General features: G+C 70.9%; 21 protein-coding genes and 3 tRNA genes. 14 read left to right on the forward strand and 10 right to left on the reverse strand.

Annotated features, from left to right (window positions below):
* Positions 1 to 36 precede the first annotated feature (36 nt).
* The gene (locus GQF42_RS15185; protein WP_158920165.1) at positions 37 to 1,083 is read right to left on the reverse strand and encodes an APC family permease; all 1,047 of its coding nucleotides are present in this window, start codon (positions 1,081 to 1,083) and stop codon (positions 37 to 39) included.
* Between the two features lie 15 nt (positions 1,084 to 1,098).
* Between GQF42_RS15185 and GQF42_RS15190 the strand changes: the two genes are divergently transcribed.
* The gene (locus GQF42_RS15190; protein WP_199273015.1) at positions 1,099 to 2,418 is read left to right on the forward strand and encodes an IS630 family transposase; all 1,320 of its coding nucleotides are present in this window, start codon (positions 1,099 to 1,101) and stop codon (positions 2,416 to 2,418) included.
* Between the two features lie 20 nt (positions 2,419 to 2,438).
* On the opposite strand, the gene GQF42_RS15195 is transcribed toward GQF42_RS15190, so the two are convergent.
* Entirely contained in the window at positions 2,439 to 2,783 is a 345-nt protein-coding gene (locus tag GQF42_RS15195) for an amino acid permease (protein WP_158920167.1), read from the reverse strand.
* 486 nt (positions 2,784 to 3,269) lie between these two features.
* On the opposite strand from GQF42_RS15195, the gene GQF42_RS15200 reads away from it, so the two are divergent.
* The 4 genes from GQF42_RS15200 to GQF42_RS15215 are packed head-to-tail and all read left to right on the forward strand — an operon-like array spanning position 3,270 to position 5,966.
* Positions 3,270 to 3,968 carry a phosphoribosylaminoimidazolesuccinocarboxamide synthase gene (locus tag GQF42_RS15200; RefSeq protein WP_158920169.1) on the forward strand — a complete coding sequence of 233 codons (699 nt, stop codon included), beginning with the start codon at positions 3,270 to 3,272 and terminating at the stop codon, positions 3,966 to 3,968.
* Entirely contained in the window at positions 3,965 to 4,672 is a 708-nt protein-coding gene (locus GQF42_RS15205) for an SDR family NAD(P)-dependent oxidoreductase (protein WP_158920171.1), read from the forward strand. The genes GQF42_RS15200 and GQF42_RS15205 overlap by 4 nt, the downstream gene beginning before the upstream one ends.
* A gap of 17 nt (positions 4,673 to 4,689) precedes the next feature.
* Complete coding sequence (locus GQF42_RS15210) at positions 4,690 to 5,130, forward strand: hypothetical protein (protein ID WP_158920173.1); 441 nt, start codon at positions 4,690 to 4,692, stop codon at positions 5,128 to 5,130.
* The gene (locus tag GQF42_RS15215; RefSeq protein ID WP_158920175.1) at positions 5,118 to 5,966 is read left to right on the forward strand and encodes an HAD family hydrolase; all 849 of its coding nucleotides are present in this window, start codon (positions 5,118 to 5,120) and stop codon (positions 5,964 to 5,966) included. The genes GQF42_RS15210 and GQF42_RS15215 overlap by 13 nt, the downstream gene beginning before the upstream one ends.
* Before the next feature lie 84 nt (positions 5,967 to 6,050).
* Here the strand turns inward: GQF42_RS15215 and GQF42_RS15220 are convergent, their stop codons facing one another.
* Genes GQF42_RS15220 through GQF42_RS15240 form a run of 5 tightly spaced genes read right to left on the reverse strand, consistent with a single transcriptional unit; the run spans position 6,051 to position 11,064 of the window.
* Positions 6,051 to 6,971, reverse strand: a complete 921-nt coding sequence (locus tag GQF42_RS15220; protein ID WP_199272689.1) for a homocysteine S-methyltransferase family protein — start codon at positions 6,969 to 6,971, stop codon at positions 6,051 to 6,053.
* Positions 6,972 to 6,993: 22 nt separating this feature from the next.
* Positions 6,994 to 8,112 carry a trans-sulfuration enzyme family protein gene (locus GQF42_RS15225; protein WP_158920177.1) on the reverse strand — a complete coding sequence of 373 codons (1,119 nt, stop codon included), beginning with the start codon at positions 8,110 to 8,112 and terminating at the stop codon, positions 6,994 to 6,996.
* Between the two features lie 31 nt (positions 8,113 to 8,143).
* A complete protein-coding gene (locus GQF42_RS15230) occupies positions 8,144 to 9,016 on the reverse strand; it encodes a class I SAM-dependent methyltransferase (protein WP_158920179.1) in 873 nt (290 codons plus the stop codon).
* A gap of 33 nt (positions 9,017 to 9,049) precedes the next feature.
* Complete coding sequence (locus GQF42_RS15235; RefSeq protein ID WP_158920181.1) at positions 9,050 to 10,300, reverse strand: aminotransferase class V-fold PLP-dependent enzyme; 1,251 nt, start codon at positions 10,298 to 10,300, stop codon at positions 9,050 to 9,052.
* A complete protein-coding gene (locus GQF42_RS15240; protein WP_158920183.1) occupies positions 10,297 to 11,064 on the reverse strand; it encodes a hypothetical protein in 768 nt (255 codons plus the stop codon). Before GQF42_RS15240 ends, GQF42_RS15235 begins: the two co-directional genes overlap by 4 nt.
* A 498-nt stretch (positions 11,065 to 11,562) precedes the next feature.
* Here GQF42_RS15240 and GQF42_RS15245 point away from each other — a divergent pair, with 498 nt between their 5' ends.
* The 7 genes from GQF42_RS15245 to GQF42_RS15275 all read left to right on the forward strand — a co-directional run bounded on the left by GQF42_RS15245 (position 11,563) and on the right by GQF42_RS15275 (position 19,608).
* Entirely contained in the window at positions 11,563 to 13,005 is a 1,443-nt protein-coding gene (locus tag GQF42_RS15245; protein ID WP_158920185.1) for an MFS transporter, read from the forward strand.
* A 95-nt stretch (positions 13,006 to 13,100) separates the two neighbouring features.
* Positions 13,101 to 14,372, forward strand: coding sequence for an adenosylhomocysteinase (locus GQF42_RS15250; RefSeq protein WP_158920187.1), 1,272 nt, complete (start codon positions 13,101 to 13,103; stop codon positions 14,370 to 14,372).
* Positions 14,373 to 14,702: 330 nt separating this feature from the next.
* Positions 14,703 to 15,266, forward strand: a complete 564-nt coding sequence (locus tag GQF42_RS15255; RefSeq protein WP_158920189.1) for an MFS transporter — start codon at positions 14,703 to 14,705, stop codon at positions 15,264 to 15,266.
* Between the two features lie 239 nt (positions 15,267 to 15,505).
* On the forward strand, positions 15,506 to 16,306 hold the full coding sequence (locus GQF42_RS15260; protein WP_158920191.1) for an SGNH/GDSL hydrolase family protein: 801 nt from the start codon (positions 15,506 to 15,508) through the stop codon (positions 16,304 to 16,306).
* 134 nt (positions 16,307 to 16,440) lie between these two features.
* Complete coding sequence (locus tag GQF42_RS15265; RefSeq protein WP_158920193.1) at positions 16,441 to 17,034, forward strand: hypothetical protein; 594 nt, start codon at positions 16,441 to 16,443, stop codon at positions 17,032 to 17,034.
* Complete coding sequence (locus tag GQF42_RS15270) at positions 16,943 to 18,853, forward strand: iron-containing redox enzyme family protein (RefSeq protein WP_233273354.1); 1,911 nt, start codon at positions 16,943 to 16,945, stop codon at positions 18,851 to 18,853. Before GQF42_RS15265 ends, GQF42_RS15270 begins: the two co-directional genes overlap by 92 nt.
* A gap of 59 nt (positions 18,854 to 18,912) precedes the next feature.
* Positions 18,913 to 19,608, forward strand: coding sequence for an ATP-grasp domain-containing protein (locus tag GQF42_RS15275; protein ID WP_158920195.1), 696 nt, complete (start codon positions 18,913 to 18,915; stop codon positions 19,606 to 19,608).
* A 428-nt stretch (positions 19,609 to 20,036) separates the two neighbouring features.
* On the opposite strand, the gene GQF42_RS15280 is transcribed toward GQF42_RS15275, so the two are convergent.
* The 3 genes from GQF42_RS15280 to GQF42_RS15290 form a co-directional block, all read right to left on the reverse strand.
* Positions 20,037 to 20,113 (reverse strand) — tRNA-Ile (locus GQF42_RS15280).
* A gap of 176 nt (positions 20,114 to 20,289) precedes the next feature.
* Positions 20,290 to 20,362: transfer RNA gene (locus GQF42_RS15285), tRNA-Asn, on the reverse strand.
* A gap of 6 nt (positions 20,363 to 20,368) precedes the next feature.
* Positions 20,369 to 20,441 (reverse strand) — tRNA-Asn (locus tag GQF42_RS15290).
* Positions 20,442 to 20,600: 159 nt separating this feature from the next.
* Here GQF42_RS15290 and GQF42_RS15295 point away from each other — a divergent pair.
* Both GQF42_RS15295 and GQF42_RS15300 read left to right on the forward strand, forming a co-directional pair.
* Entirely contained in the window at positions 20,601 to 20,906 is a 306-nt protein-coding gene (locus GQF42_RS15295; protein ID WP_158920197.1) for a YtxH domain-containing protein, read from the forward strand.
* Between the two features lie 72 nt (positions 20,907 to 20,978).
* Positions 20,979 to 22,418 carry an FGGY family carbohydrate kinase gene (locus tag GQF42_RS15300; RefSeq protein WP_158920199.1) on the forward strand — a complete coding sequence of 480 codons (1,440 nt, stop codon included), beginning with the start codon at positions 20,979 to 20,981 and terminating at the stop codon, positions 22,416 to 22,418.
* The last annotated feature ends 62 nt before the right edge of the window (positions 22,419 to 22,480 follow it).

Raw genomic sequence — 22,480 nt, forward strand, 5'->3', positions numbered from 1 at the left:
CGGACTCGGGCAGGGCGACGGCCAGCAGGCGGTTCTTCAGGGCGTTGCGCCGGAAGATGTCGCGGAGGCCACGTCGGCCGCGGCCGGCTCCCCCGCCTGAGCCGGCGGACGACCGGCACGGGTCACGGGCCCGTGCCGGCGCCGCCAGTACGCCGCCGCGCATCCCCCGACCGCGAGGGGCAGCACGAGCAGCCATCCGCTGAACGCCAGCACCACCAGCGTGAAGACGACGGCGACCCACGCGGCGTACCACAGCGGCGTGCGACGCGGCAGCAGCCGTAGCGAGGCGCCCATACCGGCCACGGTGACCGCCGCCAGGAACGCCGAGGTGACGCGCATCAGCGGATCGAGCGGCACGCTCAGCAGGGCCGCGACCAGCGTCAGGGCACCGGTGAGCACCGCCTGCACGGTGAGACTGCGACGCGGCACCTGCCCCGCTCCCCCGCCCTTGGCCAGCCAGCCGGGCAGCGCGCCGTCCCGTCCCAGCGCCGCGCCCAGCCGGGCGGCACCCGCGATGAAGGTGTTGACCGCCCCGAGGCTCAGGCAGATGGCCGCCGCCGCGGTCAGCCAGCGCGCGCCCGGCCCGACACCCTGCTCCAGCAGCAGCATCAGCGGGACGTCGGAGCGGCCCGCCCGCGCCCCGAGGACACCGATGGTGACGGTGGACAGGCCCAGGTAGAGCACGCCGACGATGGCCAGGGTGATCACGGTGGCCCGGGGCAGATGCCGCCGGGGGCTCGCGAACTCGGCGGACAGATGGCTGGCCGCCTCCCAGCCGCTGAAGGCGTAGAACAGCACCAGGGCGGCCGAGCCGACGGAGAGCCATCCGCCGGGCATGAAGGGCGTGAAGTGACCGGCCGTCACATGGGGCGCGGCGAAGACGGTCGCACAGGCGAGCAGCAGCACCAGCAGGCCGACGAGCAGCAGTTGCATCCGCCCGGACACCTGGAGCCCGGCGTAGTTGGCGAGGACCGCCGCCGCCAGGATGGCCGCGGCCGCCGCGTACCCCGCGCCGTGCGACAGTCCTAGTGTGATGCGCCAGAAATCCTGAGGGTTAGTTACTACCCTGTTGGCATGTCGCATTCGGGGCCTTCTGCTGTGGCGATCACCTTGTCCGAAGCCGAGCGTGCCGAGTTGGTGCGCCGGACGAACATGCCGCACCGGCGCTCGGCTGAGAAGGCCCGCATCATCCTGGCGTGTGCTGACGGCATGTCAAACGCGCGTGTCGCACGGCTCGTCGGTGTCCAGGCCAAGACGGTCGGCAAGTGGCGTCGGGCATTCGCCGCAGAGCGGATGGCCGGGCTTGAGGACGCCGGCTGGATCGGCCGGCCGAAGGCCGACCTCATCCTCGACGATGCTGAGCGCAGACAGCTGCAGCAGTGGGCGCGGCAGGCCAAGACCGCCCAGTTCCTCGCGTTACGGGCCAAGATCGTGCTGCGCTGCGCGGAGGGCGGGACGAACCAGCAGGCCGCGGCCGACCTCGGTATCGACAGGTCGACCGTGGACCGCTGGCGGGCCCGGTTCATCGCAAAACGCCTCGATGGTCTGCATGACGAGCCGCGCTCGGGCCGGCCGCCTTCGATCCTCCTCGACCAGGTCGAGGAGGTCGTCGTGGCCACCCTGGAGTCGCTCCCGGGCCAGGACACGCACTGGTCACGGGCCTCGATGGCCCAGCGCACCGGCCTGTCGAAGTCGACGATCGGGCGAATCTGGAAGCGGTTCGATCTCAAGCCCCACCTGCAGGACTCCTTCAAGCTGTCCACCGATCCGCAGTTCGTCGCCAAGGTCGTCGACGTTGTCGGCCTGTACCACCACCCGCCAGAGAAGGCGGTCGTGCTCTGCGTGGACGAGAAGTCCCAGATCCAGGCGCTGGACCGGTCCCAGCCGGTGCTGCCGATGATGCCGGGCATGCCCGAACGGCGTACCCACGACTATCTGCGGCACGGCATCACCAGCCTGTTCGCCGCCTTCAACATCGCCGACGGCACCGTCATATCGGCACTGCACCGCCGCCACCGGGCGATCGAGTTCAAGAAGTTCCTGACCCGGATCGACAAGGCGGTGCCCGCCGGGCTCGACGTGCACCTCGTCTGTGACAACTACGCCACCCACAACACCGCCGAGATCAGGACGTGGCTCGGCAAACACCCCCGCTTCCACGTCCACTTCACCCCCACCGGATCCTCCTGGATGAACCAGGTGGAACGGTGGTTCGGCCTGCTCACCGACAAACTCATCCGCCGCGGCGTCCACACCTCCGTGAAGGCACTGGAGGACGACATCACCGCATGGATCAACACCTGGAACGAGAACCCGCGACCCTTCACCTGGACCAAGACCGCCGACGAGATCCTCAAATCCCTCGCCGACTACCTCGCCAAGGTCGGAACCACCGGCCAGAAAACAGAGCAGAACTAACCCTCAGGATTTCTGGCGCATCACACTAGGACCTCGGCCACATAGTTTCCGCCGGCCATGGCACCGGCCAGGACGCCGGCCGGTACCGCCGCGTAGAACAGCCAGCCGACGCAGGCCGCCGGCCGCGGGCCGAACGCCCGGGCGACGAAGCTCGCCACGCCGCCGCCGTCGGGGTGCCGCGCGCCCAGCGCGGCGAAGGTGATCGCCACCGGGATGCTGAGCACCAGCAGGGCGGCCCACGAGACCAGTGAGGCGGGACCCGCCGTGGCGGCCGCCAGCGCGGGCAACGCGAGCACACCGGGCCCCAGGACGGCACCTATGTAAAGGGCAGTCCCCTGCCCCAGTCCCAAGCGGCCCCCGTGCATGAACGTTCCCCTTCCGCGCTTCGCTCGTTCGGAGTCCAGGCAGCACCGCCGATATGAACGGCGGTCGGCGTACGAACGTTCGGCACGTTCCCGGACTGGGCGGCTCCGTGCGCACGGAATTCGGCGCTCCGGCTCTTTGGCCGGTCATGTGACCGTCCGCTTCCCTGCCCACCCCGCCTTCCCGAAAGGGGCGAACTCGCGGCAAACGGCACCTTCCGCCGCAGCGGGAAGGCTGGAATGGATGTTTTCCCTGATGTGGGCGAGGAAAGGATCCTGCGGACCGCATATGCAGTGAAGCCGCAATCGAGAACGTCGTACGGGGGGCACGACTCGATTTCTCATGCGCCAGAGCCATTCCTTACGCCTGCCGACCGAGTCGGGGTACGACCGTGTACGCCGTACCTCCCGTCGACCACGGCGTTTTCAGCGCGCCCGCGTGCCCGGGCGCCTCTCTCATCGCATCGCCCCGCGCGGAAGGACATTGTCATGGCCGAAAACAACCGGCGTCCCGACATCGAGGGTCGCAGCAAGCGACTGTGGATCAACGGCGACGGCACCTGCGACGTGGAACTCATTCCGAGTCTGCGCAGTTACACCTACGACCGCGACGAGATGATTCCGGAAACCGCACGGCTCCGGCTCGACTTCTACGAACGGGCCGCCGCCCGACTGGCCGACAAGGGCGTACGGACGGTCTTCCTGGAACGGCTCGGCGCCATATCGTACCGGGCCTCCTACATACCCGCCCCGCCCTTCGAAGTGATCGTGAAGAACATAGCCACCGGCTCCACGACCCGGAAATATCCGGGCCTCTTCGAGGAAGGGCACCGATTCGACCCGCCCGTGGTGAAGTTCGACTACCGGACCGACCCCGAGGACCAGCCGATCGGCGAGGACTATCTGCGGCAGATGGGGGTCGACGTCGAGGCGTTTCGCGAGACGGCCCTGGAATGCAACGCCTCGCTGCGCTCCTGGCTGAGCCCGCTCGACCTGTGGGACTTCTGTCTGGTGATCGGGACCGACGACGCGGGCCGTCCGGTCATCAACTCCGAGATCTCGCCGGACTGTATGCGGCTGCGGGACGACTCCGGCAACCCGCTGGACAAGGACCTGTTCCGGCAGGGAGCCGACCCGGCGACGATCATCTCGGTCTGGACCGGCCTCGTCGAGCGGATCAAGGCATGACGGTGACCGGCGACGGGCGCACCGTACTGGTCACGGGCGCGAACCGGGGCACCGGGCGCGCGGTCGCCGAGGAACTGCACGCGGCCGGCTGGCGGGTGTGGAACCTCGGCCGGACCCCGGCCGAGCTGCCCTGGATCGAGAACGTCCACTGCGATCTGCGCCACCCCGCGGACGTGGGGCCGGCCGTGCAGCGGGTGACCGAGCTGGCCGGCGGCCTGGACGCCGTGGTGGCCAACGGCGTGGAACGTGCCCTGGGCGAACTGGCCACACTGCCGCTTCAGAGCTGGCGGGAGGCCGTGGACGTCAACCTCACCTCGGTGATCGCGCTGGTCCAGGCCGCCCTGCCCGCGCTGCGCGCCCGCGGCGGCCGGATCGTGCTGATGGGCAGTCACGCCGGGACGCGGTTCTTCGAGGGCGGGGCCGCCTACTGCGCGACCAAGGCCGCGCTCAAGGCGATCGCCGAGGTGCTGCTGCTGGAGGAGCGGCCGAGCGGCGTGTGCACCACGCTCATCAGCCCGGGCGCCATCGCGAACCTGCCCGATGACACCTCACCGCTGAAGATGACCACCTCCTCGGTGGCCAAGGCGGTGCTGTGGGTGCTGCAGGCCCCCGCCGACACCGTGGTCGGCGAGGTGGAACTGCGTCCGGCCCGGCTGCCCGACCAGGTCCCGGTGACCGGCCTGGACCGGTTGCAGGCCGTATGACGGCGGAGGAGGAGCCCATGAGCGAGTCCGGCAACGAGCCCTGTCCGTCGGTCGACTGGGACGCCGGCATCGGCATCCTGACCCTGCGGGCCGACGCCGCAGGCGCGCACGCGCAGCGCGCCACGGTCACCTTCCACTCCCGGGTCTGGATCTCCCTCGACGACCACGCGCGTCCGATCACGGTCGACCTGCTGGACGTCCCCGACGTCGTGGCCCGGGCGGTGCCGCGGGCCCGGCGCGGCCACGACGACGAACCGGTCAAGCGGGGCGGCATCGAGTGGCTGCTCGACCCGGACAGCGACTGGGTGTGGATCCCCCTGGGCGCCGGCCCGGACCGCACCCGGCTGGTCCGCGAGGGCCGGGTGGAGGTGCTGCTCGCCGGCGACCAGCCGCTGCGGGTGCGCGTGTGGGTCCCGGTGAGCGGCGCCACGGACCGGGACGGCGCATGGACACGGTGAGCGCTGCGCTCGGCGCGGTGCGGATGGTCTGCACCGACCTCGACGGCACCCTGCTGAACCGGGCGGGGACCGTCGGTCCGGCCACCCGCGCCGCCCTGACGGAAGCCGAACTCAAGGGCCTGCCCGTGGCGTACGTCACGGGCAGGCCGCTGCGCGACGCCCTCGGGGCCGCCCGTGACCACGGCTTTCGCGGCCTGGTCGTGTGCAGCAACGGCGCGGTGACCGTCGAGGCGGCCACCGGGCAGGTGCTGGACCGGCGCGGCTTCGACGCCGGCGAGGTCGCGGCGTTGCTGCGGCGCATGCGGGAGCGGGTGCCCGGCGTGGTGCTCGGTGTGGACTGCGTACGGGGGCTGTATCTGGAGCCGGGTTTCGCCGAGCTGGTTCCCGACTGCTGGCCCCATGAGGCGGTGCCGGACGCCGTGCTGCCGGTGTCCTCGGACGACCCGCCGGTCAAGGTGCTGGCCGTGCACGCCACACTGCCGGCCGCACGCCTGGACGAGGCGCTCGTACGCCCCGGCGACGGCGTGGAGGCCACCCGGTCGACGCCGTACTTCCTGGAGATCTCACCGCGGGGCGTGGACAAGGGGACCTCGCTGCGCCGCCTGGCCGGCCACTACGGGGTGCCGCTCGCGGCCACCGCCGCCGTGGGCGACATGCCCAACGACCTGCCGATGCTGCGGGTCGCGGGGCTGGCCGCGGCCGTGGCGAACGCCCACCCCGAGGTGCTGGCGGTCGCCGGCCTCGTCCTGCCGGACAACGAGCGGGAAGGGGTGGCGCGGCTCATCTCCGGGATCTGCGCGGCCCTGCCCGCACCGGCCGCCCGGCCGGCCCCCTGAACCGGTCCGGGCACGCACGAGGCCGGCGCGCCCCGGACGGCTCCGGGGCGCGCCGGCCTCGTCGTAGGACCGGGCGGGACCGGCTCAGCCGGGTATCCGCTTGCGCAGCGCCGCGATGTGCGCGGGGGTGCTGCCGCAGCAGCCGCCCACCAGGGACAGCCCGTACCGCTCGGCCCGCTCGGCCATGAGGTCGGCGAACTCCACGGGGCCGAACCGGACCGGCACATAGCGGTCCACCGGCGTCCAGTCCGCGATGCCCGAGCGGTCCTCCAGGTTCGGGTAGGCCCCGAAGGGCAGCGGACTGTCGTACGACCATCTGCGCAGCACCTCGTCGGTGCCCTCGACGGTGGTGCAGTTGACGCTGACCAGGGACGCCCCGCGAGCCGCGACCGCGCGGGCCGCCTCCGTCACGGACTCGCCGGACAGCAGGGTGCCGTCCGGACCGCAGACGAAGCTCACCCACACCGCCAGTCCGTCAGCCACGCAGCACTCGACGACGGCCGCCGCCTCGCGCACGCTGTTCATGGTCTCGGCCACGACCAACTGCACGCCCTCAGTGGCCAGTTGACGAGTGATCCAGGCGTGCTCCCGGCGCAGCTCGTCCTCCGGGGGAACCAGGGAGGGCTGGTAGCAGTCCTCCACCGGGATCACCGAGGCGGCGAGCACCGGCCGCCGGCCGTCTGCGTCCGGCCCGGCAGAGCCGCGGGCCAGAGCCAGGGCCCGGCGGACCAGGACCTCGGCCGCGCGCTCGTCGGCCCCGGCGCGCAGCAGGGTGCGCCGGTTGGTCCGGAAGGTGATCGCGGTCACCAGGTCGGCACCGGCGGCGGTGTACTCCCCGTGGATCGCGGCCAGTTGCCGCTGTCCCTGCATCTCCAGCAGGGCGGCGGTCGTCCACCACGGTTCGGTGACGCTGACGCCGAGGCGCTGCAGTTCGGTCCCCTTGGCGCCGTCGATGATCACGGGTGCGCCGGGGGCTGCCGACGGCAGCCCCGGCGCCGGGTTCACCGTGCCTCCCGCGCTCGCCGGCTCACAGCGCCCGTTCCAGGTCCGCGGCGAGGTCGCGTACGTCCTCGATGCCGACGGCCAGCCGGATCAGATTGTCACCGATGCCCAGTCGCCTCCGGGTCTCGGCGGGTATGGGGCGGTGGGTCATCAGCGCCGGGCACTCGATCAGCGAGCGGACGCCGCCGAGGCTGACCGCCACGGCGAACCGCTCGACCTTCTCCAGCAGCTTCTGGGCGTCGCCCAGGTAGTCGAAGGTGATGATCGAGCCGAAGCCGTCCATCTGCCGGGCCGCGGTCTCGTGCTGCGGGTGGTCGGCGAGCCCGGGGTAGTGCAGGGCTCCGACCTTGGGCGACTGCCGCAGCAGCTGCACGAGTTGCTCGGCCGATTCGTTCTGCCTGCGGACCCTCAGCGACATGGTCTTCACGCCACGGTGCAGCAGGTAGCAGTCGAGCGCGCCCGGTACGTTCCCGGCCGAGGTCCGGTACCGGAAGAAACTCGACTGGAACTCCTCGCTGTTGTAGACGAGGGCGCCGCCGATGACGTCCGAGTGACCGGAGATGAACTTGGTGGTGCTGTAGAGCGAGATGTCGGCGCCGAGGGCCAGCGGACGCTGGACGACGGGGCTGGCGAAGGTGTTGTCCACCAGTACCGGCACGCCGCGGGCGTGGGCCCGTTCGCTGATGGCGCGCACGTCGGCGACCTTGAGAAGCGGGTTGGTCGGGGTCTCGATCCAGATCAGCCCGGTGTCGTCGGTCAGGGCCGCGTCGAGGGCGTCGAGATCGGTGAGGTCGACGTACTCCACCGTGATGCCGTACCGGGGCAGCAGGTCGAACAGCGAGAACGTGCCGCCGTACACGTCGTCGGAGGAGATCAGCTTCTGGCCCGGTGACAGCAGGCTGAGCGCGGTCGTGCCGGCGGCCTGGCCCGAGGAGAACGCCAGCGCGTACGCGGCGTCCTCCAGCGAGGCCAGACATCGCTCCAGGCCCTCCCGGGTCGGGTTCTCGCCCCGGCCGTAGAAGTAGCGCAGGTCCGTCTGCGCCCGCTGCTCGTAGGTGGAGGCCAGGTGGATGGGCGGCACGATGTCGCCGGTGCCGGGGTGTGCCTCCTGGCCGATCTGGACGAGCTTGGTGTCGAATTGCATCGGGTCTCTCTTTCGGCTCGGACGGTCGGGCTCAGCTGGGCTTGACGGCCCGTACGCAGTGCGCCACGCAGGGCACCGCGAGACCGCCGCCGTCCGACTCGAATTCCCTGGCCGCCGTGGCGACGGCCTGTACGGTGCGTTCGTCACGCTCGTCACCGAACGTCTCCGCCAGCTTGGCTCGCAGCCAGCCGGGCAGCAGGTCCCAGGAGAACTCCACGAACTCCTCGACGGTCTGCGGCCTGAAGACGATCCGGTGCTCCTCGGCGGTGACGTCCGTGAAGCCGGCCTTGGTGAACCGTGCGCACAGCGCCTCGGAGTCGGCCATGCTGAACGGCCCGGGCAGGCCGGGCGGCGGGGCGGGCAGGCCGAGGCGCGCCGCCGCGACACCGAACGCCAGGCTGAGCATGGGAACTTGGGGCGCGGTGCCCCATACGGAGACGGTGCAGCTGCCGCCCGGCTTCAGTGCCCGCAGGGCGGTGTGCAGCACCCGGTCGGCGTCCGGCAGGAACATCAGGCCCCAGCGGCTGACCACCGCGTCGTAGGCGCCTGCCTCGACGTCCAGCTCCTCGGCGTCCTGCCGGAGGAACTCGACGTTGTCCAGCCTGAGTTCGGCGGCACGACGCCGGGCCACGGCCAGCATGCCCTCGGCCTGGTCCACGCCGACCACCCGGCCCTCGGGCACCTGGGCGGCGATGGCGAGGGCCGGCTGACCGGTGCCGCTGCCGATGTCCAGCACGGAGCTGCCCGCGGTCAGCCCGGCCCCTTCGAGAAGGGACCGGGTGACCGGCTCGGCGCCCCGTTCGAACAGCTCGTACCACTTGTCCCAGCCCGCGCTCAGCTCGTGCCAGTTGCGCTCCTGCTGCGCCTTGAACGCCGCTGCTGGGTTGCTTTCGTTGTCCGGCAAGGGTCGGACCGTCCTTTCACGGAGCGGGGCGGATCAGTCGCTGAGGAAGCGCTCGTTGGGGTGCTCGTTCGTCCAGAAGCCCTTCTCGGCGGTGGCCACGGTCTCGACGAGCCGGTCCACCTCCTCGGGCGTGTTGTAGACCGCGAAGGAGGCGCGCACCGTGCCGACCACGCCGAGGGAGTCGACGAACGGCATGGCGCAGTGCACACCGGTGCGGACCATGATCCCGTTGGCGCTGAGGTGGTTGCCCACGTCGTAGGGGTGCAGGCCGTCGACGCCGAAGGAGACCAGCCCGCCGGACGGCTGCTGGGCGCCGAACACCCTTACGCCGTCGAGCCCGCGCAGCCCGGCGGCGGCGCGCGCCGTCAGCTCCGCGTCGTGCGCGGCGACCTGGTCCATGCCGATGCCGGTCAGGTACTCGACCGCGGCCGCGAGCCCGACCGCCCCGGCGATGTTCGGCGTCCCGCCCTCGAACAGGGCCGGTGCCGGGAAGACCTTCTGCGGCCCCTCGGCGTTGACGTGCCGGACCATGCCGCCGCCGACCAGCAGCGGGTCGGTGCGTTCCAGCAGCTCCGCCCGCCCGTAGAGCACGCCGGTGCCCATGGGCGCGTACATCTTGTGCCCGGAGAAGCAGTAGAAGTCGGCGCCGAGCGCCTGTACGTCGACCGGGCGGTGCGCGACCGCCTGGGCGCCGTCGACCAGCAGCGGAATGCCGCGTTCGCGGGTCAGCGCGGAGATCTCGGCGACCGGGTTGACCGTCCCCTGCACATTGGACACGTGCGCCACCGCGGCGAACCGGGTGCGCGGGCCCAGCTGTTCGGCGAACGCGGCTGCCGTGATCTCGCCGTCGGCGTCGGTCGGAACGACCCGCAGCACCGCGCCCGTGCGCCGGCACACCCGGTGCCAGGGAAGCAGGTTGGAGTGGTGCTCCATGCCGCTGACGACGATCTCGTCGCCGGCCGAGACCAGTTCGGTGACAAAGCCCTCGGCGACCAGGTTCACCGATTCGGTGGTGCCCTTGGTGAACACGATCTCCGAGGCGTCGGCGGCGTTCACGAAACCGCGGACGGTCTCCCGTGCGGCCTCGTAGGCGTCCGTGGCCCGCATGCTCATCGCGTGCACACTGCGCCCGACGTTGGCGTTCGACTCCGAGTAGTAGCGGACGACCGCGTCGAGCACCTGGCGCGGCTTCTGCGTGGTGGCCGCGTTGTCGAGGTAGGCCAGGGGGTGGCCGTCCACCTGCTGGGTCAGGATCGGGAAGTGCTCCCGGGCGTCGGACATCATCTGCTCACCTGCTTGAAGAGAGAACGGAAGGCTGACAGCAGCTCGTCCGGCATCGGGACGGTCTTCTGCGGGGAGTACGGCCGCCGCGCCGGCGGCACGTAGTCGGGATCGGGGGGGCCGGGCACGGAGCCGTCGGGGCGGCGCACGTGGGGCCCGAAGTAGAACCAGCAGATCTGGCCGACGGTCTCCGACAGCAGCACGGGATGGCAGGCCGGGGGGTACATCTTCATGTGGTCCCAGGCCGCCATGAACTCGCCACGTGCGGTGAAACGATTCCCCCGTGCCGCGTGACCGAACGCGTCATGCACGGCGCGGAAAAGATCATTGAAAAGGAAACGCACGCCTTTGGAAGTGACGGGCGAGGGTTCCAGCATGGGGTGATCGGGGGGCCGCTCGGCGCTCTCGATCCCGTTGCCCTCTCCGTGCCCGTTGGCCGTTAGAAACACATAAAGTTTCTTCTCGGCATGTAATTGATCAGACAGTGCGGCAGAGGAAGTGTACGGCTGTCCGTCGGTCAGCCACGGTTCAATGCTGACGCCGTTTTTACGTAACAGCTCGAACTGCTCGAGGGTGTCTTCCTTCAGTATTCGGTACTGAAGGGCTTCCTGCTCGGTCCCCGTGCTGAGCGGCGCCTGGTCGTACCAGTTGCTGATCGACCGGCAGACCACCTTGTCCAGGTGGAGGCTGGCATTCCAGTTCGGGTTCTTGTCGAGCGACCGGGAAACGACGTAGTCGTGGGAAAGTTGGCGCAGTGCGAGCTTCACGCGAAGCCTCCCGCGCATTCCCGCCCTCGCCTGCCTGACCGTGGATCCAGCCCATCAGCTGGAGTTGACGGTCGGGTGGTCTTGAGGTGACGGGGATGGCACGGGAGGAAGGCGGAGGTGGCCGAGTATGGCCGGCGAGCCTGGGAGGGGGGCGTCGATATCACACCGACGCGTATCGCGCAGGAGCTCCTGCGACATCGAGTCAATTCTGTCGGCGACACAGTGGATCCTCCTTTCAGTGCCCTGAACGTATCGCTCGAAGCAACGTGTAAGCAAGGCATCTCTTCGTCCGCGATATGAGATACGACAGCCACGGTGGCTGAAATGCGATGGGTCCCATGGGGCCCTCAACCAGCCCTCCAAGCCCGACACCTGACACAGACTGACCGAAAGCACATGCCTCCTGCTTCGCCGTCCGGTTTCCGGAGCGTCGCATTCGGCTAGGCTCACCGAGCTCAGCCCCTGTTCACTCCTCAAGCGAAAGGCTGTGTCCCGCTTATGTCAGAAGCCGGAGCGCTCGACCGGGAGAGCACGGGAAGCCAGAGCGCGGCGAACCAGAACCGGCCCGGTGCCCTTGTTCTTCTGTGCGGGGTGCAGCTCATGCTGCTCCTGGACTTCTCGATCGTTAACGTCGCACTGCCCAGCATGGAGTCCTCCGTCGGACTCGGCGAACACGGCACACAGTGGGTGGTCAGCGCCTACGCGCTCGGCTTCGGCAGCCTGCTGCTGCTCGGCGGGCGGCTGTCGGACCTGATCGGCCGGCGCCTGATGCTCGTCGTGGGCGTGACGGCGTTCGGCGCGGCCTCCCTGATCGCGGGCCTGGCCACGGTCCCCGCCCTGCTCATCGGCATGCGCGCCGTACAGGGCGTCGGCGCCGCGCTGATCGCACCGGCCGCGCTCTCCCTGATCACCACCGGGTTTCCCGACGAGGCCCAGCGCAACAAGGCCCTCGGCTGGTTCAGCGCCGCCACCGCCAGCGGCTTCGCCATCGGTGTGCTGCTCGGCGGCATCCTGGTCCAACTCTGGGGCTGGCGCGCCGTGTTCTTCGTCAACGTGCCCCTGACGGCCCTCGCCGTCCCCGCGGCCTTCCGGGTGCTGCCCGCGGCCCGCGGCGCGGCGGGCCCGCGCACGTACGACCTGCCCGGTGTGGTGCTGTCCGCGGCCGGGTTCGTGGCCCTGATCTACGGGCTGAGCCAGGTTCCGGACAACGGCACGCGCGCGGCGGTGGGCATCGTCGCGGGCGTCCTGCTGCTCGTGGTCTTCGTGGTGGTGGAGTCCCGGGCGGCCGCCCCGCTCGTGCCGCTCGGCGTCTTCCGCAGCCGCGCCCTGAGCGTCGCCAACGTCGCCAGCTTCCTGATCCCGGGCGTCATGGGCACCACCGCGCTGCAGCTCTCGCTCTTCCTCCAGCAGGTCCAGGGCCGTTCGGCCCTGAACACCGGACTCTCGTTCCTGCCGCTCGGCGTGTCCGTCGCCGTGGCGGGGCCGGTGTCCGCCATCGCCGCCGGGAAGTTCCGGCCAAAGATCGTCTGCATCACCGGCGGCGCGCTGGTGACCGTGGGTGTGTTCCTGCTGTCGCGGATCTCCGCGGACAGCGACTACGCCTCCGGCGTGCTGCCGGGCACGATCCTGATGGGCCTGGGATTCGCCGCCTTCTTCGCCACCGCCATGATGGCGGCGACCACCGGCGTTCCCGAGCAACTCCAGGGCATGGCGGGTGGCCTGCTCAACACCTTCCAGCAGGTGGGCACGGCGGCCTTCGTCGCGATCCTGGTGAGCCTCGCGACCCAGCACACCCGGTCACTCGGCGCGCCCACCGCGGAACACCAAGCCGCGGGATTCCAGACCGCGTTCACCGCCGGTACCCTCGTCGCCCTGGTCACCACCGTGCTGATCGCCATCGCCCTGCCCGGGCAGAAGTCCCAGGCGCAGTCAGCTAACTGACGCTGTGTCAACGTTCCCCGGCCGCCCGCGATGCCGTGCGGGGCCGTGGCCGATTACCCACCATGCCAACACGAGAGCGAGGCTAGTCTTCAGCCATGTCTGAACTCCCGAAGCACGACGTCAAGGACAAGGCTCTGAGCGCGCAGGGCGTGCGCAGGATCGAGTGGGCCGAGCGCAACATGCCGGTGCTGCGCCAGGTGAGGGAGCGTTTCGCGAAGGAAAGGCCCTTCGAAGGCATCCGGTTCGCGGCGTGTATGCACATGACCACGGAGACGGCCGTACTGCTGCGCACGCTGAAGGCCGGTGGCGCCGAACTCGCCGCCTGCGCCAGCAACCCGCTCTCCACGCAGGACGACACGGTCGCGGCGCTCGTGGCCGAGTACGGGATCTCCGTCTTCGCCGTCAACGGCATCGACCGCGACGGGTACTACCGGCACATCAACTCCGCGCTGGACATCAACCCCGACTTCGTCTTCGACGACGGGTGCGACCTGGTCAACACGGTGCACACCGCGCGCACCGAGCTGCTGGAGTCGATCAAGGGCGGCTGCGAGGAGACCACGACCGGTGTCGTGCGGCTGCGGCAGATGGCCGACGGCGCCGCCCTCAAGTTCCCGATGGTCGCGGTCAACGACACCGACACCAAGCACATGTTCGACAACCGGTACGGCACCGGTCAGTCCTCGCTCGACGCCATCATGCGGGCCACCAACCTGCTCTTCGCCGGGCAGACCGTCGTCGTGGCCGGTTTCGGTTACTGCGGCCAGGGTGTCGCGCAGCGGGCGGCGGGCCTCGGTGCCTCGGTCGTCGTGACCGAGGTCGACCCCACCAAGGCGCTGGACGCGCTGATGCAGGGTTACCGGGTGCTGCCGATGGCGGAGGCGGCCCGCATCGGCGACGTGTTCGTCACCGTCACCAGCAACCGCGGCGTGCTGCGCAAGGAGCACTTCGAGGTGATGAAGGACGGCGCCATCCTCTCCAACGCCGGTCACTTCGACGTCGAGGTGGACGTCGCCGGGCTGGAGGCCATGTCGGTGGAGAAGCGCTCGCGCATCCGCCACCAGACGGACGAGTACGTGATGGCCGACGGCCGCAGGCTGCTGCTGGTCGCCGAGGGCCGCCTGGTCAACCTCGGTGCCGCCGAGGGCCACCCGGCCTCCGTGATGGACATGTCCTTCGCGGACCAGGCGCTGACCGCGGAGTGGCTGACGGCGAACCACGCCTCGCTGGAGCCCCGGGTCTACGAGGTGCCGACCGAGATCGACAAGAACGTCGCCCGCCTGAAGCTGGACAGCATGGGCGTGTCGATCGACTCGATCACCGAGGACCAGAACACCTACATGAATTCTTGGGAGTACGGCTCCTGAACCGGACGGATTACCGGAACAACGGCCGCTGAGCCGGGGAATTCCGGACCGGCCACCGGCCGGCAGGCGAACACCGCCTGCCGGCCGCTTCGTTGTCCGGGCCTTTCGCCGCACCCCGCGTCTCAGTTGCGAGACCCCTGTTGCGGAGCCGAGGAGGGAATCACCAACCTCGGCGACTGTTCGGCCGGGCCGGGGCGGGTAATACCGGCGTTGTTTCTTCACGGGGTGCTCGCAGACGGCGTTGTCACGCTTGCCGCCCCGGAACTTACGGGAGTTTTTCGGGTGCGCATTCGTCCTGCGGTACTGCCGGACTCAAAGGCGCAGCGCTCATTGGCCTGGGTAACACTGGCCAGCTCGACGGGGAAGGGGATATTCCTCACCGCAGGTGTTCTCTATTTCACCCGGGCGGTCGGGCTGCCGGCCCTTCAGATCGGCATCGCCTTCAGCATCGCCGGCTTCGTGTCCCTGGTCCTCGGGGTCCCGGCCGGCCACCTCGCCGACCGTCACGGCCCGCGGGTCGTGCTGCTGGCCAGCCTGGCGCTGAGCGCGGCCGCCACGGCGGCGTTCCTGCTGGCCCGGGTCTCCTGGTCGGTCCTGCTCGTCGTGGTCCTCGCGACGACGGCACAGGCCACGCTCCTGGTGGCCCGCGGCCCGATCATCAACGACATCGCGGACGGACGGCCGCAGGAACTGCGCGCCTACATCAGGTCCGTCACCAACGTCGGCATCGCGGTCGGCGCCGTGATCGCCGGGTGGGCCGCCCAGACGGACACCGTGCGCGGTTACCACCGCCTGGTGCTGCTGGACAGCGCCTGTTTCGTCGTGGCGCTGCTGCTCGCCTGCCGGCTGCCCCGCACCACGGCCGTGCGTCCGCCGGCCACGGCCGGCCGCTGAACGGCGCTGCGCGACCGGCCGCATCTCGCCCTGTCGCTGCTGGACGGAGTGCTGTCGATCCAGTACCGCGTCCTCACCGTGGCGCTTCCGCTGTGGGTGGTGAGCGCGACCTCCGCACCCCGCTGGACGGTCTCGGCAGCGGTCGTGGCGAACACCGCGATCATCGTCCTCCTCCAGGTCGCGGTCAGCCGCAGAATCGACACTCCCCGGCGCGCGGCCGTGGCGCTGCGCCGCTCGGGGTGGGCGTTCTGCGTGGCCTGCGCCGGTATCGCCTGGGCGGCTGGCTCCCCACCGTGGGCCGCGGTGGCCCTGCTCGCCCTCGCGGCCGGCCCTGGCTCAACTTCGGCGGACGCAGCTTCAACTCCGCCCAGGAGCTGCTCCTTTTCACGCTGTACCGCCACCTGGTGCCGCGCGTCGAGGAGATCGTGCTGTTCACCGGGTTCAACAACCTCGGGCTCGCCCGGCTGCCCCGCTGGATGCAGGGGGACAGCGGTGCCTTCTTCAACGGCCACGAGTACCTTGAGCAGGTACGGGAGCTGCGCATCCGGCAGCGCCGGGCGGCCGGGCAGTCACGCCGGGCCGCCCGGCGGGAACCGCAGCGGCCGAGCGCGGACCAGGCCGTGCCCGACCTCGACGGACAGCTCACGGCTGCGGTCGAACTGACCCTGCGCCATCTCGACACCTGGCGGCTGCTCGCCGAAGGGCTCGGCGCCCGGCTCACCTTCGTCCTGCAGCCGCTCGCACCATGGGTGCGCGAACGCCCGGCCACCGAGGAACAGCTCCTTTTCGACGAGCTGGACGCCATCGCCAATTTCGGTCGGGCGTACGGCGATATCTGCACGATCGAGGCCGGACGCCGCTACGTCGACCAGCTGCGCGGAGGCTGCGACAAGCTGGGCGTGCCCTTCCTCGACATGAATCCGGTGCTCGGCGGGGCGATCGACGCCGATGACTGGATATTCGTCGACCGAATTCACTTCACCGACCACGGACACGACATCGTCGCCGGGCTGCTTGCCGACCGGCTTTCCCTGCGGTGACCACACGTCAGGAGGAATTCCATGAGTTTCCTGCGCAAAATCATCGACACCCTGTTCCGGCGCCGCCGCGGAAAGCGGAACGAGGACGCCTCGATCTATCCGATGTTCTAGACCGGGAGAAGGAGGCAACAGCGATGTCTTCGACAGTTCTGCGGGCGCCGGCGGAGGACATCCGCGACGACGCGCCGAACGTCTCCTGGGCCAGGGCGTGGTACGCCGCGTTCTGCGACCCGGAAAGTCCACGGGCCGACCGGCTGCCGGTGGCCCGGGTCCGGGAGCTGATCGCCGGGCCCGCTCCGTCCGGACAGGACTCCCCGGACCTGCCGGCGCTGCTCCGGCAGGCCGCGCAGTGGTCCACCGAAGAGGCCGCGGTCTTCCGGCAGTTGGCCGCCGGGGCCCGGCAGGACACCGTCCGGGCCCGGGCGGCCCAGCGCCTGGCGCTCGGCTGTGCACCGCTCGCCCTGCTGTCCGGAGCATGGCTGCAGTGGCTGAGCAGCATGGCCGAGTCGGACGATCCCGGCGCCCTCGCCGTCCTGTCCCTGTACGCCTCGGACGTCGGTGTCGGCCATCCGCGCAGCTCACGCGGGCACGCCTGTCTGGCCCCTGCTCCAGAGCCTGCGCGCGGCGGAGCACGCGGTGCCGGCCGCCCGGACCGTCCTGGATCCGAGAATCGGGCAGGAGTCCTTCGTCCTGCCCGCGCTGCTGCTCGTCATGAGCAGGCGGCCTGAGGACTTCCGGGCCGAGATCCTCGGTTCCGACCTCTGTCTGTGCCAGGTCGGTCTGCTGCCCGCGCTCACCCCGCTGCGGACGCTGGTGGGCGAGGGCGTCGACTGGGAGGCGCTGGACCCGGGCGCCACCCGGCCGCGGGGACCCGCGGGCGGACTCGAGGCAGCCCCGACGGCGGTGGAGACACTGACCGAGGAGGCGCCGTCCGAGGTGCGGGACGGGGTGCTGAGCGGATTCGGCTGGGCCCTGACGGCACTGCGGGAGTGGCACACGGCCCTGCGCACGGACCTGGCCGGGGTCCTCGACCCCCGCCAGGAGGCCGCCGACCTGCTCCGGCTGCGCGCCCGCGAGGGAGCGGTCTACCACCACGGGTACCAGCTCGCGGGCCGGCCGCTCGCCGACTGGCTGGCCGAGGCCCGCGAGGACCCGTACCGCTTGCTCACGGCCCTCGCCACCAGCTCGCTGGTGCGCCCCGGCCGCCCGGAGCGCAGTCCGCTCGTGAACGGGCTGGTCGGCGAACGGGGCGCGATGTTCCGTGTCTTCTCCGAGGAGGACCTGGACGTCCTGCGCCGCTGGATCGCCTCGCTCGACGACCCGGAGCGCGGGGAGCGGCAGGCCGACGCCGACGGGCGCAAGGGGCGGGACGGGCACCGGCAGGACGGGGACGACGTACAGGACCGGGACGCCGCACAGGACCGGCACGCCGCACAGGACCGGCACGCCGCACAGGACCGGCACGCCGCACAGGACCGGGACGCCGCACAGGACCGGGACGCCGCCGACGCGGCAATACGGCGGCGGAGGGTGCCGGAAACGGCCGAGCCGTCGCTGTCAGGGCATCCGGCATCAGGACACCCGGCTTCAGGACAGCCCGCCTCCGGGCAGTCGGCTTCCCGGCCGCCGGTCTGCGCAGCGTCCGACGACCGGGCTCCCGCGGACCTGCGTGAGGCCTACGTGCTGCTCCAGCGCCGCGGCCAGCCCCCGGCGGTGCGCCGCTGGGCCCTGGAGTACGTCCACGGGCGGCTGGGCCGGGCGCGGGTGCGGATGTCCGGGCCCGGTATGCCCCTGCCCGACAGCTGGCCTGCCGACGGACTGCGGCCCTGGCTGTCCGAGCAGCACGACCGGCCTGCGGCCGAGTTCGAGCGCGGCTCCGACACGGGGCTGCCGTCCCGGGAGCAGCTGGTCGAGTCCACTCTGCAGCTCGCCCCGTTGACGATGATCGACGGTGCCTGGCTGCAGGGGTTCACGGACTACCAGCTGGCCTCCTCGGACATCGGTCACTCCCTGTTCGAGACGTACTGGGACGAGCTGGGCAACGGACGGCCGGACCTCAACCACCCCTTGATCTACCGCCACTTGGTCACGGAGATGGGGGTGGACCTGCCACCGACCGGCTCGGCCGAGTTCGCCCGCTGGCCGGGGTTCAAGGACCGTTCCTTCGAGCTGCCCGTGTTCTGGCTCGCCATCGGCCGCTTCCCGCAGACCTTCCAGCCGGAGGTGCTGGGGCTGAACCTCGCCATGGAGCTGTCGGGGGTGGGCGGCAGTTACCGGCGGGCCCGGCTGGCACTGCGCGAGCACGGCTTCAGCACACGGTTCGTCGACCTCCACAACACCATCGACAACGTGGCCACGGGGCACTCCGCATGGGCGGCGGACGCCATCGACGCCTTCATGTCCGCTCTCGCGGCGGGCAGTGGCACCGAGACCCGTGAGGCCGCCTGGCGCCGGGTGCGCGAGGGCTACCGCTCGCTCGATCCGCCCACCGGCGCACACGCCTGGCTGGCCGACCGGCGGGCCAGGCGTCGTCACAGGAAACGCTGAGCGCACGGAAAAGCGGAAAAGCGAAGAGGCGGAGAAGCGAAGAAAGAGGGGAAGAGGACATGGCCGATCTGGTTCTGGGCATCTCGGCGTACTACCACGACAGCGCGGCGGCCCTCGTCGCCGACGGCGTGCCGGTGGCCGCAGCACAGGAGACGTTCACTTTCGAGGGCCGTACGAGCGTGCTCGGCGTCACCGACAAACTGCTGGGCCCGACACCGCACTTCGTCGAGCTGGGCCACACCTTCCCGTCGGCGCTGGCCGACGAGGCCACGGCGGCCGCGGAGCTTGCCGTGGCGGCACTGGACGCCCCCGGCTTCGACTTCGGCCCGGCGCACGTGGAGGCCAAGCTGACCCCGCGCGGCCCGGTGCTGATCGAGGTCAACGCGCACACGGGCGGGGACTTCATCCCTGATCTGGTCCATCACGCCACGGGGGTGGAACTGCTGCGCCAGTCGGTCGTCGCGCACAGCGGCGGACGCCCCGATCTGACGCCGACCCGGGCCGAGGGCGCCGCGATCCGGTTCATCGCCGGGCGGTCGGGGACGGTGACCGGCGTACCCGACCCGGGCGTCCTGGCCAACTTCCCCTCGGTCGTCGCCTTCCGGACGAAGGCCGAGGCCGGCCGGCGGACCGTCTGGCCGTCCCACAGCCACGAGCGGCTGGGCCATGTGATGACCCGCGCGGCGAGCCCGGCCCGGGCCGCGGTGCAGGCGGATGCGGCACTGGCCCACCTCGCGCCGGTCTACGAGGAGTGACGCCCCGGAACTCGAACTGAGGGTGGCGGTCGATCAGTTCCCCACCGGTGCCTGCCCTCACCCGGCGGGGACGGCACGGCGCGCCGTCCGCGCCGGTCCCGCACCAGGCAGGCAGGAACGACTGCGCATCATGCGCCTGCGCCTGCCCTCGACCGGACGCCCGAGCGGCGTGGAGGGACCGGACCGCCTGGATTCCACGAGCCCTTCGTCGCCGTGGTCCGAATCCCGGGGCCGTCCGGGCCGAACCCTCCGAACCGAACCGTCCTAAGGGGGCAGGGCGGGGGCCGTGCGGTGATCGGACGGCGGCCGTGCGCCGCGCCGGCGTGTCGGCCGGGAGGGTCACCCGGTTGCCGCGGGCCCTCTCGATCTTGCCGCACGGCACCGCGGGGCCATCTGCAGATACGTTTCTGCAGGCCGGAGGCCTGCGCTGGTGGGGCGGGTGGGACTCGAACCCACGGCCGACGGATTATGAGTCCGCTGCTCTAACCGGCTGAGCTACCGCCCCATAGCGGCGTGTCGCGTACAAGTGTGCGCGCCGTCTGCCGCAGCATAGCCGCTCATACGATCTCCTGCTTCGGATGGTCGGCATCTGTGCTGCTCATGACCTCGAGGACATCGACGCGGAAGCGGCGGTTCCCGCGGGCATGAAAAAGGACCCCCAAGGGGTCCTCGTTCACTGCGCTCCCCCGACTGGACTCGAACCAGTAACCTGCCGGTTAACAGCCGGCTGCTCTGCCAATTGAGCTACGGAGGACCGAAGCTCCCCCGACTGGACTCGAACCAGTAACCTGCCGGTTAACAGCCGGCTGCTCTGCCAATTGAGCTACGGAGGATCGCCTCGATTGCATCGAACGTACCTACCTGGGTATTCGCCAGGGGGCGGGCGCTCGCTGCGACACATACATTAGCGCAAGCAGGGGGGTGCTCCGCCAATCGGTACCCTCGGCGCCCACGTCGCGCCAGCAGACCCAGGCAAGGGAAGGGTGGCAGCCATGCGCTACCGGCTCACGTTCGTCGCGGGACTGGCCCTCGGTTACGTACTCGGCACCAGGGCCGGACGCGAGCGGTACGAGCAGCTGAAGAAGTCCGCCCGGCGGATCGCGCAGAACCCGGCCGTCCGCAACACCGCCGAGACGGCCGCCCAGCAGGGCCGCCAGTACGCGGGCAGGGCGTTTCACACGGTCAGCGGCAAGGTCGGCGACCATGTCCCGCAGACGGTGAGCCGGCGGGTCCGCTCCCTGCGGGAGCGCAACCTCAACGGCACGCCCGAGGACGACTGGGGCACCAGCAACACCTAGCGGAACACGGGCACCCACCCCGTTGGACGTCCTCGGCCGAACCATCCGCAGGAATGCTGCAAAATTCTCCGTATGGGGATAGTCGCCGGGCTGGACAGCTCACCGGACTTCACACGCATCGTGGTCTGCGACACGGACACCGGAGCCGTGCTCAGGCAGGGGTACGCCCCGCATCCGGCGGAGGGTCGCCCCAGCGACATAGATCCGCAGGCCTGGCTGCTCTCTCTCGGCGAGGCCGCGGGGGGCGGTCTGCTGGAGGGCGTGCAGGCCATCGGTGTCTCCGCGCAGCAGAACGCCCTCGTCCCGCTGGACGCCCAGGGCAACACGGTCCGCCCGGCGCTGGTCGGCGGCGACAAGCGGGCGCAGGTCGCGGCGGCCGATCTCGTCGACGCGCTCGGCGGGCGCGAGGCCTGGGCGCAGGCCGTGGGGTGCGTGCCGCAGGCCGCCCAGCCCGTCACCAAGCTGCGCTGGCTCGCGAAGAACGAACCGGAGAACGCCCGGCGCACCGCCGTCCTGCTCCAGGCGCACGACTGGCTGGTGTGGCAGTTGCTCGGGCGGCCCGTGCGCAGGACGACCGATCGCGGCGGGGCCTCCTCGACCGGGTACTGGTCGGCCGCGACGGGCGGGTACCGGCCCGACCTGGTCGAGCTGGCCCTCGGGCACCAGGCGATGCTGCCGGAGGTGATCGGCCCGTCGGACGCGGCCGGTACGACCCCGGAGGGGCTGCTGATCTCGGCCGGGACGGGCGAGACCATGGCCGCCGCGTTCGGACTCGGGATCGGGCTCGGGGACGCGGTCGTGTCGCTCGGGGCCTCCGGGTCCGTGATGGCCGTGCACCCGGAGGCGCTGGCCGACCAGTCCGGGATGATCACCTCCCTGGCCGACGCCACCGGTATGCACCTGCCGGTCGTCACCACCCTGAACGCCGTTCGGACCCTGCGCGGTACCGCCGAGCTGCTCGGGCTGCCGGACCTGGAGGGCCTGTCCGAGCTGGCGATGAAGTCGACGCCGGGGGCTCACGGCCTGGTGCTGCTGCCCTATCTGGAGGGTGAGCGGACGCCGAGCCTGCCGCACACCGCGGGCACGCTCGCCGGGCTGCGGCGGGAGTCGATGAAGCCCGAGCATCTGGCGCGGGCCGCGTTCGAGGGCATGCTGTGCGGACTCGGCGACGCGCTCGACGTGCTGCGCGGCCGGGGCGTTGACGTGCGGCGGATCTTCCTGCTGGGCCCGGCCGCGGAGCTGCCCGCCGTACAGGCCTCGGCGCCCGCGCTGTTCGGGGCACAGGTCGTCGTACCGCAGCCGGCGGACTACGCGGCGATCGGCGCGGCCCGGCAGGCCGCCTGGGCGCTCGGCGTGTCGCAGGGCACACTCGACCCGCGTACCCCGCCGGCCTGGCAGGGCGCGGCGGCGCAGGTGCTGGAGCCGGGCGACGAGCTGGCGGTGGGTCAGGCGGTGCGACAGCAGTTCACGGCCGTACGGGAACAAACCCATCCAGGGGCATTCCACTCATAAATGACATAACGCCACTGAGGTGGTCGTACGAGCTTCCGTACGCGTGGCCGTACGCGCTTGCC

It is taken from the genome of Streptomyces broussonetiae (assembly GCF_009796285.1).
GTDB lineage: Bacteria > Actinomycetota > Actinomycetes > Streptomycetales > Streptomycetaceae > Streptomyces > Streptomyces broussonetiae.

Excerpts from the sequence above, each read along its gene's own strand:
- GQF42_RS15185 (WP_158920165.1), bottom strand. The coding sequence starts at position 1,083 with ATGCGACATGCCAACAGGGTAGTAACTAACCCTCAGGATTTCTGGCGC.
- GQF42_RS15195 (WP_158920167.1), bottom strand. The coding sequence starts at position 2,783 with ATGCACGGGGGCCGCTTGGGACTGGGGCAGGGGACTGCCCTTTACATA.
- GQF42_RS15200 (WP_158920169.1), top strand. The coding sequence starts at position 3,270 with ATGGCCGAAAACAACCGGCGTCCCGACATCGAGGGTCGCAGCAAGCGA.
- GQF42_RS15205 (WP_158920171.1), top strand. The coding sequence starts at position 3,965 with ATGACGGTGACCGGCGACGGGCGCACCGTACTGGTCACGGGCGCGAAC.
- GQF42_RS15210 (WP_158920173.1), top strand. The coding sequence starts at position 4,690 with ATGAGCGAGTCCGGCAACGAGCCCTGTCCGTCGGTCGACTGGGACGCC.
- GQF42_RS15215 (WP_158920175.1), top strand. The coding sequence starts at position 5,118 with ATGGACACGGTGAGCGCTGCGCTCGGCGCGGTGCGGATGGTCTGCACC.
- GQF42_RS15225 (WP_158920177.1), bottom strand. The coding sequence starts at position 8,112 with ATGCAATTCGACACCAAGCTCGTCCAGATCGGCCAGGAGGCACACCCC.
- GQF42_RS15235 (WP_158920181.1), bottom strand. The coding sequence starts at position 10,300 with ATGATGTCCGACGCCCGGGAGCACTTCCCGATCCTGACCCAGCAGGTG.
- GQF42_RS15245 (WP_158920185.1), top strand. The coding sequence starts at position 11,563 with ATGTCAGAAGCCGGAGCGCTCGACCGGGAGAGCACGGGAAGCCAGAGC.
- GQF42_RS15250 (WP_158920187.1), top strand. The coding sequence starts at position 13,101 with ATGTCTGAACTCCCGAAGCACGACGTCAAGGACAAGGCTCTGAGCGCG.
- GQF42_RS15265 (WP_158920193.1), top strand. The coding sequence starts at position 16,441 with ATGTCTTCGACAGTTCTGCGGGCGCCGGCGGAGGACATCCGCGACGAC.
- GQF42_RS15275 (WP_158920195.1), top strand. The coding sequence starts at position 18,913 with ATGGCCGATCTGGTTCTGGGCATCTCGGCGTACTACCACGACAGCGCG.
- GQF42_RS15295 (WP_158920197.1), top strand. The coding sequence starts at position 20,601 with ATGCGCTACCGGCTCACGTTCGTCGCGGGACTGGCCCTCGGTTACGTA.
- GQF42_RS15300 (WP_158920199.1), top strand. The coding sequence starts at position 20,979 with ATGGGGATAGTCGCCGGGCTGGACAGCTCACCGGACTTCACACGCATC.